This window comes from Nocardia sp. NPDC059154 (genome assembly GCF_042755705.1).
GTDB lineage: Bacteria > Actinomycetota > Actinomycetes > Mycobacteriales > Mycobacteriaceae > Nocardia.
The window spans coordinates 146,463-159,376 of sequence record NZ_JBHZCS010000005.1 but is presented as its reverse complement, the minus strand read 5'-3'; the positions used below and the strand labels follow the sequence as shown (position 1 = coordinate 159,376).

Genomic DNA, 12,914 nt, shown 5'->3' with positions numbered 1-12,914 from the left:
CGAATCGGTGACACTCGGCTGGCAACCACCATCGCGCCACGCCAGCCGCAATCCCGCGAACCGCGAGCTACGCAGCCCGAAAGGATTGCAGCACAACCGATCCGAGTCGGCAGTGGAGGGCGGAATCGAACCGTGGAACGGCGAATTCGACCGGGGCCGAGGGCAACCGCACGAGCCCGTGCAGTCTTCACTCGCGGGTATCATCTGGAGTCCTTTCGTCGAAGAGTTTCCTGAGGAGCACAGCGCCCGGGGTCGGACGGGTGTCGGCGGTCCATGCGGGTGCGATCCGCACCCGGCCGTCGACCGGGGTGACCACGCCGATTTCGCGGAGCGCGCGACGGCCGTCGGGCCGGCGGTGGACGTGCAGGATCACCTGGATCGCGGCGGCCAGCTGGCTGTGCAGGGCGGGCGCGGGCATACCGCCCAGGGCCGCGAGCGCCTCCAGCCGGGCCGGTACCTCGCCGGGCGAGTTGGCGTGCACGGTCCCCGCCCCACCGTCGTGGCCGGTATTGAGCGCGGTCAGCAGATCGACGACCTCGGCGCCCCGAACCTCCCCCACCACAATGCGATCCGGGCGCATACGGAGCGCCTGGCGCACCAGATCACGCACGGTGACCCGGCCCGCGCCCTCGACATTGGCGGGGCGGGCGACCAGGCGGACCACATGCGGATGCGGTGGCGCGAGCTCGGCCGCGTCCTCGACGCAGACGATCCGCTCGGCGGGGGCCACCTTGGCCAGCAGGCCCGACAGCAGTGTGGTCTTCCCCGCGCCGGTGCCACCGACCACCAGGAAGGCGAGCCGGGCACGAATGATGCGCTCCAGCAGGAGCTTCGCGTCCGGTGGCACCGCACCGGCCGCGGCCAGCGCGTCCAGACCCTGGGTGGCGGGGCGCAGCACGCGCAGCGACAGGCAGGTGCCGCCGTGTGCGATCGGCGACAGCACCGCATGCAACCGCACCCCGAAGGAATCCCCCGATGCCGCTTCGGTTCCCGCCAGCCGTCCGTCCACCCACGGCTGCGCATCATCCAGCCGCCGCCCGGCTGCCAGGGCCAATCGCTGCGCCAGCCGCCGCACCGCCGCCTCGTCCGGAAACCGCACCGAGGTACGCCGCAGGCCCCGCCCCCGATCGACCCACACCGAATCCGGCCCGGTGACCAGTACATCGGCCACCTCGGGGTCGTGCAGCAGCGGCTCCAGCACACCCGCGCCGGTCATCTCGGTCTGCAGCAATCGCAAGGCCCGCAACAGATCCGTGTCCGCGAGCACCCCGCCCGCCTCGGCCCGAATGGCCGCCGCCACCCGCGCCGGATCCGGATCCGCCGCCCCTTCCGCCAGCCGCTCCCGCACCCGCTCCAGCAGCTCGGTCGTCACCAGCTCACTCATTTCCGGGCTCCGGCAGGTTCCGGCAGTGGAGAACCGCAGGTCGAACCGTGCGCGCGGGCGATGCGCCACCACGAGGGACCCGGGCCGCCGGGAGGCCGGCCGTAGCGGGGACTCTCGGAAAACAGTGCGGTCAAAGCGGTTTCGGCGGCAGTGCGAAGCGGACCGCGCCGCCGGACGGTCAGGCCCCCGCGTTCCAGGCGCTCGGTCAGGCCCGGCTGTGACGGGACCGCGGTGAGCAGCGGCAGAGCGAGCGCCTCGGCGATATCGGACGGGGCGAGGCCACCGGGCGCGGGGCCCCGGACGATCAAGCGCACATTCGGATTTCGCGCGGTCAGGTAGGCCGCGGCGGATTCGGCCGCGGCGATCGAGCGCAGGCGTGCCTGGGTCACCAGCACCACCAGATCGGCCACATCGAGAACCTGGTCGGTGTGCGGTCCGTGGTCGCTGGACAGGTCCGCGACCACGAGATCACCGGCCGCCCGGCCGCCCTCGAGGACGGCTCGCACCGCCGCGGGCGCGAGTGCCGCCGCCACCGATCCGTCGGCACGGCTCAACTCGACCGCATGATCACCGGTTGCACCGGAGAGCGCCTGCGGACTGAAGACAGCGACGCCGCGATCGACCACGCAAGACGAAGGCCGGTCGAGGTCCGTTGCGAGCGAGGAGGTTCCGTCCGAACAAAGCAGGGCGGGATGAAGCATCGGTACGGGCTGCGCGTGGGAAGCGGCACCGCCGACGGAGCTGTGCCCGGGGGCAATCGGGTCCGCGCTTGGCGAGAGCGCGCCGAGTTCGGTTGTGGGAGCGCCTCTTCCGCAAGAGAGCACGGCCAACCCCGCAGTGGCGGGCAGCGCCTCGTGCAGAGCGGGGGCGGAAACGCGGCCGTGTTCGATGGTGAGGTCGGGCCAGCGCAGCCCCGGCGCCCGCTCCAGGCCGAGGAGGAGGTCGAGGCCGCCGCCGTAGGGAGCGCAGTCGACCAGCAGGGTGCGGTCGCGGAAACGGCCTGCGGCCGTGAGGGCTACGGCGGCGGCCAGGACGGAGGCGCCGGATCCCGCGCCCGCGCCGGCCACCGCGAGGACCGCGCCGTCACCGGGGCGCCGGCGGTCGTGGGCGGCGAAGGCAGCGATCAGGGCGTCCGCGGCGGCGGGCAGGGGCAGCACCTGTTCGGCACCGGCCGCGGTGGCGGCCTGCCAATCGAGCAAACCGGGCTCGCCATCGGTCACCAGGAGAATTCCCTGGCGGCGCGGGTGGGCGGCGGACGCACAGCTATGTGCGGCAGCGGTATCGACGATGATCACGGACGCATTGGTCCAGGCGTGGCGGCCCGGCGGCGGCACGCGCTCGTCGAGCGGGCGGTCGGCCGCGGCGGCGATGCGGCGAATCTCGTCGCGCAGGCGGGGATCGGCGACCAGCGACAGGGCCGGTGGGGTGGCGGCATCGGAGTTCATGCAGGTCAGCGTCGCCCGATCGGAGCAGCGGCGAAAGCGCCTCCACGGCGAGTGTGGATAACACGCGGCCTGTGCAGAACTCAGGGAGCGGGAACGGATCCGGAACTGTCCGTAAATAGAGGACGGCCCCAGCCGGGGGGGGAGGAGGCTGGGGCCGTCGGGTTCAGCCCCGGGGGGTCGGGCTGAACGCGCCTGGACCATGTCCAGGTATCTGCGATACTACACCCAAGCCCCGACCGGATTGCAAGTCCGCCCGGCGAGTCTTTTTCCCGCCCCGACGGCCCGGCTTCCCCCTGGCTAACCCGGATGAACCGGGTCTCGCAGTGACCCTCGCCACGCCTGCGGCGGAGGCGAATGAAATGGCGCAGTGCAGAACCATATCCTGGACGACGTGACAGCCGAACGCGGACGAGTCGCCGCCTTCTTCGATCTCGACAAGACGGTGATCGCCAGGTCGAGCGCCTTCGTGTTCAGCAAGCCGTTCCTTGACCAGGGACTGCTCAGCCGGCGGGCCGTGCTGGAGAGCAGCTACGCCCACTTCCTGTTCCTGCTGTCCGGCGCCGATCACGATCAGATGGAGCGCATGCGCGAGCATCTGACCAAGATGTGCGCGGGCTGGGATGTGGACCAGGTGCGCTCGATCGTCGCCGAGACCCTGCACGACATCGTGGACCCGCTCATCTACGCCGAGGCCGCGGATCTCATTGCGGACCACCGGATTCGAGGCCACGACGTGGTGATCGTCTCCGCCTCCGGCGAGGAGATGGTGGCCCCGATCGCCGCGGCGCTGGGCGCGGACCACTTCGCCGCCACCCGCATGGTCATCGAAAACGGCAGGTACGCGGGCGAAGTCGAGTTCTACTGCTACGGCCCGGGGAAGGTCGAGGCCATCGAAAAGCTTGCGGCACAATACGATTACGACCTGTCGCGCTGTTACGCCTACTCCGACTCGGTCACCGATCTGCCCATGCTCGAGGTGGTGGGCCACCCCACGGCGGTGAATCCGGATCGGGGCCTGCGGCGCGAGGCCACCACCCGTGGCTGGCCGATTCTCGCCTTCTCCAATCCGGTGTCGCTGTGGGCGCGGATCCCGGCTCCGACCACCACCACGGTGGCCGCGACCGCCGCGGTCGGGCTCAGCGCGCTGGCCGCCGGAGCGCTCACCTACCGGCTGCTGCGGCGCCGCCGCTGACGCCGACCCGCTGGAATCGCCCGGATGAAAAATGGCGGGACACGCCGAGTTTTCGAAAGTTTCCCCAGGTCTTGATGTGATGGCGGTCACGGGGTAACAATGGAGGCACGGAAGGACGGAAGGCCAAGATCGGATCGGAAGAGAAGATTCGACCTCCCATCCCACCCTTCCCAGCACGGACACCAGGCACCCACGCGGAGCACGCCGCGACAAGGGCAACAGTAGTTGTGGGCCTGCGTTATCCAGGATATCGACGGCAAGGGCCTCGCAATCAATGCGGGGATGAACCGCTGGATCCTGGAGAGCTCGCCGAGGCCGAAGAAAACACAACCAGAAAAGCACGCTTGGTAACCGGGTAGTCCGTGCTAGCGGGCGGTGAGGTCGCAATTCGCGACAACGCCGCCCGCTTTGACGTGTATGGACCCCGGGAACCCTTGGCGTACAGGCAGTTTCGTGATCAGGGGGCTTACCCCGAAGCGGCGTCCGCGATCGAGCGGGCCTCGCGGGCGCCGTCCTCGAGGGCGCCACAGGTGAAGATCACCCAGCCGCCGACGCCCTCCGCGGTTCCCATGCCGAAGGCGGCCGCGGCGTCGAGGTAGGCCTGCCGGCGGCGGAGCCAGAAGACTTCGGGGACGCCGAGGCTGTGCGGGTCCAGGCCACTGGACACGGCGACCAGGCGAGAGGCGGCCCGGGCGACGATGCCGTCGGCGGTGCCGAAGGGCCGCAGGGAGAGCAGTTCGCCGTGGACGACGGCCGCGATCACCGGGGCGGGGGCCTTCGTACTGGTAATGGTCTGGACCAGCAGGTCCAGGCGTTCGGCGACGCCGGGGACATTGCGGGGGCGGCCCAGCTGCTGGTCGTCGTCGACCATGTCGGCGGCGGCGAGCAGGTGCAGGCGGGCGAGAGCCTGGAGCGGGGCGCGCTGCCAGACGCCGACCAGGTTGGTGAGGGCCTCGGCGTCGAGGGCCTGGCCCACGCGCAGCGAGCCGGCCAGGATCGGGTCGTCGACGCGGCCGTCGGCGGGGAGATCGATGGTGCCGCCGTCGATGGCGGCGGAGGAGCGGGCCGCACGGACGGCGGCCTCGGCGGCGGTGGTGGGCCAGCCGCGGCGGTTCGCCCGGTGGCGATGCACCTCGGCGAGGGCGTCACGGGCCTTGTCGGCGGCATCGCGCACGCCGGGCAGGTCGACGAGGGGCTGCAGCGGGTCGGTCACGAGGTACGAGGCTACTGCCGGGTATCGGATCAGCCGCCGACACCCGGTCGGTCATCCCGCGAGCAGGTCGCGACCGGGGATGGCGTCGAGGAGGCGGCGGGTGTATTCGCACTGCGGATTGTCGAACACCTCGGTGGTGGATGCGGCCTCGACCACCCTGCCCTGCTGCATGACCAGGACGTCGTCGGCGATCTGGCGGACCACGGCCAGGTCGTGGGTGATGAACAGGTAGGTGAGGCCGAGATCGGCCTGTAGTTCGTTGAGCAGCTGCAGGATCTGAGCCTGCACCAGCACGTCGAGGGCCGAGACGGCCTCGTCGCAGACCACCAGCTCCGGGGAGAGCGCCAGCGCCCGGGCGATGGCCACCCGCTGGCGCTGGCCGCCGGAGAGCTCGTTCGGGTAGCGGCGCATGACCGAGGCCGGGAGCGAGACCTTGTCGAGCAGGTCGCGCACGGTGGCCTCGCGCTCGGCCGGGGTGCCGAGGCGATGGGTGCGCAGCGGCTCCTCGATGGTCCGGTAGATGGAGTACATCGGGTCGAGGGACCCGTACGGGTCCTGGAACACGGGTTGCACGCGGCGGCGGAAAGCGAAGGCAGCCTTGGCATCCAGGGTCGCCACCTCGCGACCGTCGAAGGTGACGCGGCCGGCGGTGGGCGGCAGCAGGCCCAGCACCATCTGTGCCACCGTGGATTTGCCCGAACCGGATTCGCCGACGATCGCGGTGGTGGTGCCGCGCCGCAGGGTGAACGAGACATCGTCCACCGCGACGAGTTCGGAGGATCGCCACGGCGCGTTGCCGCGAATGCGGAACACCCGCGTGAGGTGGTCCGCGACGAGCAGATGGTCGGGGGCACTGGCGAATTCGGCGTCGGTCTCGGCCAGCTGCCCGGCGACCTGGACGGCCTGCTCCCGGACCTCGGCCCGCTTGCGCACCGAGGACAGCCGCTGCGAGGCCAGTGAGGGCGCGGAGTTCACCAGTTTCTTGGTGTACAGGTGCTGTGGTTCGCGCAGGATCTGCAGGGCCGGACCGGATTCCACCACGCGGCCGCGGTACATGACGACCAGGTGCTCGGCCCGTTCGGCGGCCAGGCCCAGGTCGTGGGTGATGAGCAGGACCGCGGTGCCGAGTTCGGTGGTCAGGCCGTCGAGGTGGTCGAGGATCTGGCGCTGCACGGTGACGTCGAGCGCCGAGGTGGGTTCGTCGGCGATGAGCAGTTTCGGCCGGCAGGACAGGCCGATGGCGATGAGCGCGCGCTGGCGCATCCCGCCGGAGAATTCGTGGGGGTACTGGTTGACGCGGCGTTCGGCATCGGGCATGCCGGCCTCGGCGAGCAGTTCGACGGCCCGCTGCCGGGCGGCCCGGCCCTTGGCAACGCCATTGGCCTCCAGGGTTTCCCGGATCTGGAATCCGACCTTCCACACCGGGTTCAGGTTGGACATGGGGTCCTGCGGTACGAAGCCGATACCGCGCCCGCGCACTCCGACGATCTCGCGGCCGGTGGCCTTCGACAGGTCCTTGCCGTCGAAGAGCACCGAGCCGGAGGTGATCCGGCCGGTGCCGGGCAGCAGGTCGATGATGGCGTGCGCGGTGGTCGATTTGCCGGATCCCGATTCGCCGACGATGGCGACCGTCTGCCCCGGATACACCGTCAGGCTCACCCCGCGCACCGCCGGGATCTCGCGCCGGTCGGCGGTGAAGGCCACGTTCAGATCGCGGACCTCGAGCAGTGGTTCGGTCATGGCGCTCACCTCTTGCGGGCCTTGGGGTCGAAGGCGTCGCGCACGGCGTCGCCGAGCATGATGAAGCTGAGCACGGTCAGCGCAAGCGCGGTGGCCGGGTAGAACAGGATGGCCGAGGTGCGAATCTCCTTCTGGTCCACGGCGATATCCGATCCCCACGACACGGTCTGGCGGGTGAGCCCGACGCCCAGATACGACAGCGTCGCCTCGGTGACGATGAAGACGCCCAGCGCGATGGTGCTCACCACGATGAGCGGCCCGGCCGAGTTGGGCAGCACGTGCCGCACCAGCGTCCGGAATCTGGAGACGCCCAGGGCCTTTGCCGCCGTGACGTACTCGCTGTTCTTCGACTCGATCACCGCGCCGCGCACGATGCGCGCGGCCTGCGGCCAGCTGAAGGAGGCCAGCGTGAGCATGACCGTCCACACCGTGCGCGAGGCGAGCAGCTGCATGAGCACGATGGAGGCCAGCATGAGCGGCAGCGCGTAGAACACCTCCGAGATCCGCGATACCACCGAATCCAGCAGCCCGCCATAGTATCCGGCGATCGCACCCACGGTGCCGCCGATGAGTACGTACATCAGCGTCGCGCCGACACCGGTCACCACCGAGGCGCGGGCGCCGTAGATGGTGCGGGCGTAGATGTCGCAGCCCTGCTTGTCGAAACCGAACCAGTGCGCCCCGGACGGCTTCTGCATGCTGAAATCGCCGTTGCAGTAGCGCGGATCCTGGCTGGTGAACAGCTGCGGCCACACGGCGACCAGCACCACCAGCACGATCAGCACCGCCGCCGCGAGGAAGATGGGATTGCGCCGCAGCTGCCGCCAGGCGTCCCGCCACACGTTGGTGGGGGCGGTGGTCTCGTCCAGGGTGTCGGTGGCCAGGACCTGGACCTCGTCCGGCGGCGCCACGAAATGCTCCTGGCCACAGCGCATTTCGCGGACCGCGGGTTGCCGGCTGTCGCGGGCCTCGGGTTCAGGCATAGCGGATCCTCGGGTCGAGGGCGGCGTAGAGCAGGTCGACGATCAGGTTGGACAGCAACAGGATCACGATCAGCACCGTCACGAAGGCCACCACCGTGGGCGGTTCCCCGCGCGTAATGGCCTGGTAGAGCGTGCCGCCGACGCCCGGGATATTGAAGATGCCCTCGGTGACCACCGCGCCGCCGAGCAGGAAGCCCAGATCGGTGCCGAGGAAGGTGACCACCGGGATCATCGAGTTGCGCAGGATGTGCACCACGATCACCCGCCTGCGGCTCAGTCCCTTGGCGGTGGCGGTGCGCACGAAGTCGGCGGTCATGTTCTCCGCCACCGCGTTCCGGGTCAGCCGCAACACGTAGGCGAACGACAGCGACGCGAGCACGAACGCCGGTACCAGCAGATCCGTGAAGCTCGCCTTCGCCCCGACGGTCACCGGTGCGATGCCCCACTTCACGCCGAGCAGGAACTGCGCGAGGAAGCCCACCACGAAGATCGGCACCGCGATGATCACCAGGCTGAGCACCAGCATGGTGGAGTCGAAGAGCTTGCCCTTGCGCAGCCCCGCGATCAGCCCGAACGTCACGCCGAAGACCGCCTCGATGCAGACCGCCATGACGGACAGCCGGAAGGTGATCGGGAACGCGCGGGCGAGCTCCTCGCGTACCGGCCGCCCCGAGAAGGACGTCCCGAAGTCCAGCGTGACAATGCCTTTCAGGTACTCCAGGTATTGGATGAAGAACGGCTGATCCAGGTGGTAGCGGGCGCGCAGGGACGCCTCCACCGCCGGGGTCATCTGCCGGTCCCCGGCGAGCGCCTGGATGGGGTCGCCGGGGATCAGGAAGACCATCGCGTAGATGAGCAGCGTCGCCCCGAAGAAGACCGGGATCATCTGGAGCAGCCGCCGCACGACGTACCACACCATGCCGGGCTACTTCTCGATGTTCTCGAAGTCGAACAGCCCCGACCAGGACACGGGCGCCTGCTTCACCTTGTCCGAGCGCCCGGCCGCGACGTTGTAGTCGAAGATCGGGATATCGGCCATGTCCCGGAACAGCACGGTCTGCGCCTGCGCGATGCCGTCATACGCCTGTTCGGGTGTGGCGGCGGCGAGGGCGGTGTTGAGCAGCCGGTCGAATTCCGGGCTCTTGTAGTGCACGTCATTGGTTTCCGAGGTGCTCAGGAACAGCGCGGTCAGGTATTCGAACATGGACGGGTAGTCGCCCTGCCAGCCGTAGCGGAACGCCTTGCCCACGTTCTCGTGCACGATCTCGTCGCGAATGTTCTTGAACGTCGGGTAAGGCGCGCCGACCGCGTCGATGCCGAGGGTGTTCTTGATGCTGTTCGCGGTGGCCTCGATCCAGGCCTGATGACCGCCGTCGGAGTTGTAGGCGATCTGGAAGGTGCCCGACCACGGCGAGATGGCGTCGGCCTGCGCCCACAGCTTCTTGGCCTCGTCCGGATTGAACTTCAGCACTTCGGAACCCGGCAGGCCGGCGCGGAACCCGGGCAGGGTGAAGGCGGTGAAGTCCTGGCAGGGGACGCGGGTGTTGTGGAAGATGTTGGCGGCGATCTGTTCCCGGTTGATGGCCATCGAAATCGCCTTGCGCCGCAACACTCCTTCCGGTCCGGAGAAATGGGCGACATTGGGCTGGATGCCGATGTGCTGGCTGTAAGCGATGGGCTTGTGGATGGCCCGGTCGCCCAGGTCCTTCTCGTAGGTGGCCAGCGCGGTATCCGGGATCACGTCCAGGCCGTCCAGATTGCCCTGGAGCAGGTCGGCGTACGCGGTGTCCATGTTCGCGTACATCTTGAAACGCAGGCCCTTGTTCTTGGCGGGCCGCCCGCCCTTGTAGTCCGGGTTGGGCACCACGTCGATCTGCACATTGTGCTGCCAGGCACCGGCACCGGCGAACTTGTAGGGGCCGTTGCCGATCGGGTTCTCGCCGAAGGCCTTCATGTCCTTGTAGGCCACGGCGGGCAGCGGATAGAACGGCGCGAAGCCGAGTTCCAGCTCGAAGTCGATGGACGGCTGTTTGAGGTCGACCGTGAAGGTGTGGTCGTCGACCACCTTCAGGCCCGACATGGTCTGCGCCTTGGGCGGATTCGCCGCGACGTCGTCGTAGCCGACGATGGGGGTGAAGACCCAGTTCTGCAGCTGAGCGTTGGTGCCCAGGGCGCCGTAATTCCACGCGTCCACAAAGGATTTCGAGGTCACCGCGGTGCCGTCGGTGAACGTCCAGTCCGGCTTGATGGTGATGGTGTAGTGCTGGCGGTCCGGCGTGACGATGGACTGCGCCATCTCGTCGTGCGGAGTGCCGTTGGCGTCGTAGTACTTCAGCCCCGCCCAGAGCCGGTCGACCACGCGGCCGCCCATGTTCTCGTTGGTATTGGTGGGCACCAACGGATTCTGTGGTTCGGCGCCGTTCACGGTGACGTAGTCGGAATTGTTGTCCTCACCGGAGGAGCATGCGGTCAGGCTGAGGCTTGTGGCCAGTGCCGCCACGGCGAGCGCGGTGATCGTCTTGATTCGCAACGCGTTTCTCCCATCCCAGGAAACGGTCGGCCTCGGGGTGAATCGGACATTAACGATCGCGGTCGATGTTGTCAGCCGATCGAAACGGGAATGTTCGGCTTGTTAGCAATCCGGCAACATGGGGCATCCGAATGGGAGACCCTACGTGACACAGTGCACAGCAGTTGGGACCTCGCGTTCACGGTTCGGTCATGCCGCCGATGGGAGCCTCGTCACGACCGCCCACCGATCGAGACGGCCAAACACGACGCAGGTCACAGTCGGTTAGGGTCGAACGTGGCCGCCGTCACCCCCACGCGGCCTGCACGCGAGAGAAGAAGAGACGAGATGACCGAAACCACCGCCGACCACCTGGATGCCTATCCGCCCAGCGCTGAGTTCGCGGCCGCCGCCAACGGCGACGCCTCTCTTTATGCTCGAGCCCAAGCCGACCGCGACGGGTTCTGGGCCGAGCAGGCTCGGCGCCTGCACTGGCATCAGCCCTTCACCCAGGTGCTGGACTGGGACGATGCGCCCTTCGCCAAGTGGTTCGCCGACGGCAAGCTCAATGTCGCCTACAACTGCGTGGACCGGCACGTGCTCGACGGGCACGGCGACCGGGTCGCCATCCACTGGGAGGGCGAGCCCGGCGACTCCCGCGACATCACCTATGCCGAGCTGCTGGCCGAGGTATCGCGTGCCGCCAACTACTTCACCGGTCTGGGGCTGGCCGCGGGTGACCGGGTCGCCATCTACATGCCGATGATCCCCGAGGCCATCGTGGCCATGCTGGCCTGCGCCCGTCTGGGCCTGACCCACTCGGTGGTCTTCGCCGGCTTCTCCCCCAGCGCCCTGCGCCAGCGCGTCGACGACGCCGCGGCCAAGCTGGTCGTCACCACCGACGGCCAGTGGCGGCGCGGCAAGCCGGCCCCGCTGAAGGCGGCCGTGGACGAGGCTCTCGCCGAGGGTGATTCGACCGTCGAGCACGTACTCGTGGTGCGCCGCACCGGCATCGAGACCGCGATGACCGAGGGCCGCGACCTGTGGTGGGACGAGACCGTCGCGCTCGGCTCTCCCGAGCACGAGGCGCAGGCCTTCGACGCCGAGCACCCGCTGTTCATCCTCTACACCTCCGGCACCACCGGAAAGCCCAAGGGCATCCTGCACACCTCCGGCGGCTACCTGACCCAGGCCGCCTACACCCACCACCACGTCTTCGACCACAAGCCCGGTCGCGACGTGTACTGGTGCACCGCCGACATCGGCTGGGTGACCGGGCACAGCTACATCGTGTACGGCCCGCTGGCCAATGGCGCCACCGAGGTCGTCTACGAGGGCACCCCGAACTTCCCCGACGAGCACCGGCACTGGCAGATCATCGAAAAGTACGGCGTCACCATCTATTACACGGCGCCGACGCTGGTGCGAACGTTCATGAAGTGGGGCCGTGAGATCCCGGATTCGCACGACCTGTCCAGCCTGCGGCTGCTGGGTTCGGTGGGCGAGCCGATCAACCCCGAGGCCTGGCGCTGGTACCGGGATGTGGTGGGCGGCAACCGGACTCCCATCGTGGACACCTGGTGGCAGACCGAGACCGGTGCCATCATGATCTCGCCGCTGCCGGGCGTCGCCGCGGCCAAGCCGGGTGCGGCCATGACCCCGCTGCCGGGCATCTCCGCGAAAGTCGTTGACGAGGAAGGCAATCCGGTCTCCCTGGGCGAGACCGAGGCCAACGGGTACCTGGTGCTCGACGAGCCGTGGCCGGCCATGCTGCGTGGCATCTGGGGCGACAACGAGCGGTACAAGGACACCTACTGGTCGCGGTACGCCGAGAAGGGCTGGTACTTCGCGGGTGACGGCGCCAAGCTCGACACCGACGGGGACCTGTGGGTGCTCGGTCGCGTCGACGACGTCATGAACGTGTCCGGCCACCGCATCTCGACCGCCGAGGTGGAGTCCGCGCTGGTGGGCCACTCCGGCGTCGCGGAGGCGGCCGTGGTCGGCGCGTCCGACGAGACCACCGGCCAGGGCATCGTGGCGTTCGTGATCCTCACCGCCGAGGCCACCGACACCGGCGCGGACCTGATCACCGAACTCAAGGCCGAGGTCTCCCGGGAGATCTCCCCCATCGCCCGCCCGCGCGAGATCCACGTGGTGCCGGAGCTGCCGAAGACGCGTTCGGGCAAGATCATGCGCCGCCTGCTGCGCGACGTGGCCGAGGGCCGCGAACTGGGTGACACCTCAACCCTGGTGGACCCCAACGTGTTCGAATCCATCCGCGCCGGCAAGGCGTAAACGGGCAGACTCCGCGAGCGGGCCCCCGGTCTGCGAGCAGGGGGGCGCCTCGGGGGTGGGGGGGTCCAAAAATTCCCGGCAAAACATTAAAACTTCGCCAAAAAGGTGCCAGGAAAGCCTGTTGGCATTCGGTTTTGTCCTCCGTCCCCTGAG

The 12,914-nt window shown here is 68.9% G+C and carries 9 protein-coding genes; 2 read left to right on the top strand and 7 right to left on the bottom strand.

Features of this window, described 5'->3' with window-relative positions; all coding sequences use genetic code 11:
* Positions 1 to 187: 187 nt before the first annotated feature.
* Together ACFXN1_RS07065 and ssd are read right to left on the bottom strand one after the other, a co-directional pair.
* Positions 188 to 1,384, bottom strand: coding sequence for a TadA family conjugal transfer-associated ATPase (locus ACFXN1_RS07065; RefSeq protein WP_379435559.1), 1,197 nt, complete (start codon positions 1,382 to 1,384; stop codon positions 188 to 190).
* Positions 1,381 to 2,829, bottom strand: a complete 1,449-nt coding sequence (ssd, locus tag ACFXN1_RS07060; RefSeq protein ID WP_379435560.1) for a septum site-determining protein Ssd — start codon at positions 2,827 to 2,829, stop codon at positions 1,381 to 1,383. Before ssd ends, ACFXN1_RS07065 begins: the two co-directional genes overlap by 4 nt.
* A gap of 391 nt (positions 2,830 to 3,220) precedes the next feature.
* On the opposite strand from ssd, the gene ACFXN1_RS07055 reads away from it, so the two are divergent.
* Positions 3,221 to 4,021 carry an HAD family hydrolase gene (locus tag ACFXN1_RS07055; RefSeq protein WP_379391106.1) on the top strand — a complete coding sequence of 267 codons (801 nt, stop codon included), beginning with the start codon at positions 3,221 to 3,223 and terminating at the stop codon, positions 4,019 to 4,021.
* 466 nt (positions 4,022 to 4,487) lie between these two features.
* On the opposite strand, the gene ACFXN1_RS07050 is transcribed toward ACFXN1_RS07055, so the two are convergent.
* Genes ACFXN1_RS07050 through ACFXN1_RS07030 form a run of 5 tightly spaced genes read right to left on the bottom strand, consistent with a single transcriptional unit; the run spans position 4,488 to position 10,487 of the window.
* Positions 4,488 to 5,234 (bottom strand): oxidoreductase, encoded by a 747-nt coding sequence (locus tag ACFXN1_RS07050; protein ID WP_379393431.1) that lies wholly within the window; start codon positions 5,232 to 5,234, stop codon positions 4,488 to 4,490.
* 51 nt (positions 5,235 to 5,285) lie between these two features.
* Positions 5,286 to 6,974 carry a dipeptide ABC transporter ATP-binding protein gene (locus ACFXN1_RS07045; RefSeq protein WP_379435562.1) on the bottom strand — a complete coding sequence of 563 codons (1,689 nt, stop codon included), beginning with the start codon at positions 6,972 to 6,974 and terminating at the stop codon, positions 5,286 to 5,288.
* 5 nt (positions 6,975 to 6,979) lie between these two features.
* Positions 6,980 to 7,957 (bottom strand): ABC transporter permease, encoded by a 978-nt coding sequence (locus ACFXN1_RS07040; RefSeq protein WP_379435564.1) that lies wholly within the window; start codon positions 7,955 to 7,957, stop codon positions 6,980 to 6,982.
* Positions 7,950 to 8,876: an ABC transporter permease gene (locus tag ACFXN1_RS07035; RefSeq protein ID WP_354831564.1), complete on the bottom strand. Its 927-nt coding sequence runs from the start codon at positions 8,874 to 8,876 to the stop codon at positions 7,950 to 7,952. The genes ACFXN1_RS07040 and ACFXN1_RS07035 overlap by 8 nt, the downstream gene beginning before the upstream one ends.
* 6 nt (positions 8,877 to 8,882) lie before the next feature.
* The gene (locus ACFXN1_RS07030) at positions 8,883 to 10,487 is read right to left on the bottom strand and encodes an ABC transporter substrate-binding protein (RefSeq protein ID WP_379393424.1); all 1,605 of its coding nucleotides are present in this window, start codon (positions 10,485 to 10,487) and stop codon (positions 8,883 to 8,885) included.
* 327 nt (positions 10,488 to 10,814) lie between these two features.
* On the opposite strand from ACFXN1_RS07030, the gene acs reads away from it, so the two are divergent.
* Positions 10,815 to 12,761, top strand: coding sequence for an acetate--CoA ligase (acs, locus tag ACFXN1_RS07025; RefSeq protein WP_379435565.1), 1,947 nt, complete (start codon positions 10,815 to 10,817; stop codon positions 12,759 to 12,761).
* The last annotated feature ends 153 nt before the right edge of the window (positions 12,762 to 12,914 follow it).

Coding starts and splice junctions, on each gene's coding strand:
- ACFXN1_RS07065 (WP_379435559.1), bottom strand. CDS start 1,384: ATGAGTGAGCTGGTGACGACCGAGCTGCTGGAGCGGGTGCGGGAGCGG.
- ssd (WP_379435560.1), bottom strand. CDS start 2,829: ATGAACTCCGATGCCGCCACCCCACCGGCCCTGTCGCTGGTCGCCGAT.
- ACFXN1_RS07045 (WP_379435562.1), bottom strand. CDS start 6,974: ATGACCGAACCACTGCTCGAGGTCCGCGATCTGAACGTGGCCTTCACC.
- ACFXN1_RS07040 (WP_379435564.1), bottom strand. CDS start 7,957: ATGCCTGAACCCGAGGCCCGCGACAGCCGGCAACCCGCGGTCCGCGAA.
- ACFXN1_RS07035 (WP_354831564.1), bottom strand. CDS start 8,876: ATGGTGTGGTACGTCGTGCGGCGGCTGCTCCAGATGATCCCGGTCTTC.
- acs (WP_379435565.1), top strand. CDS start 10,815: ATGACCGAAACCACCGCCGACCACCTGGATGCCTATCCGCCCAGCGCT.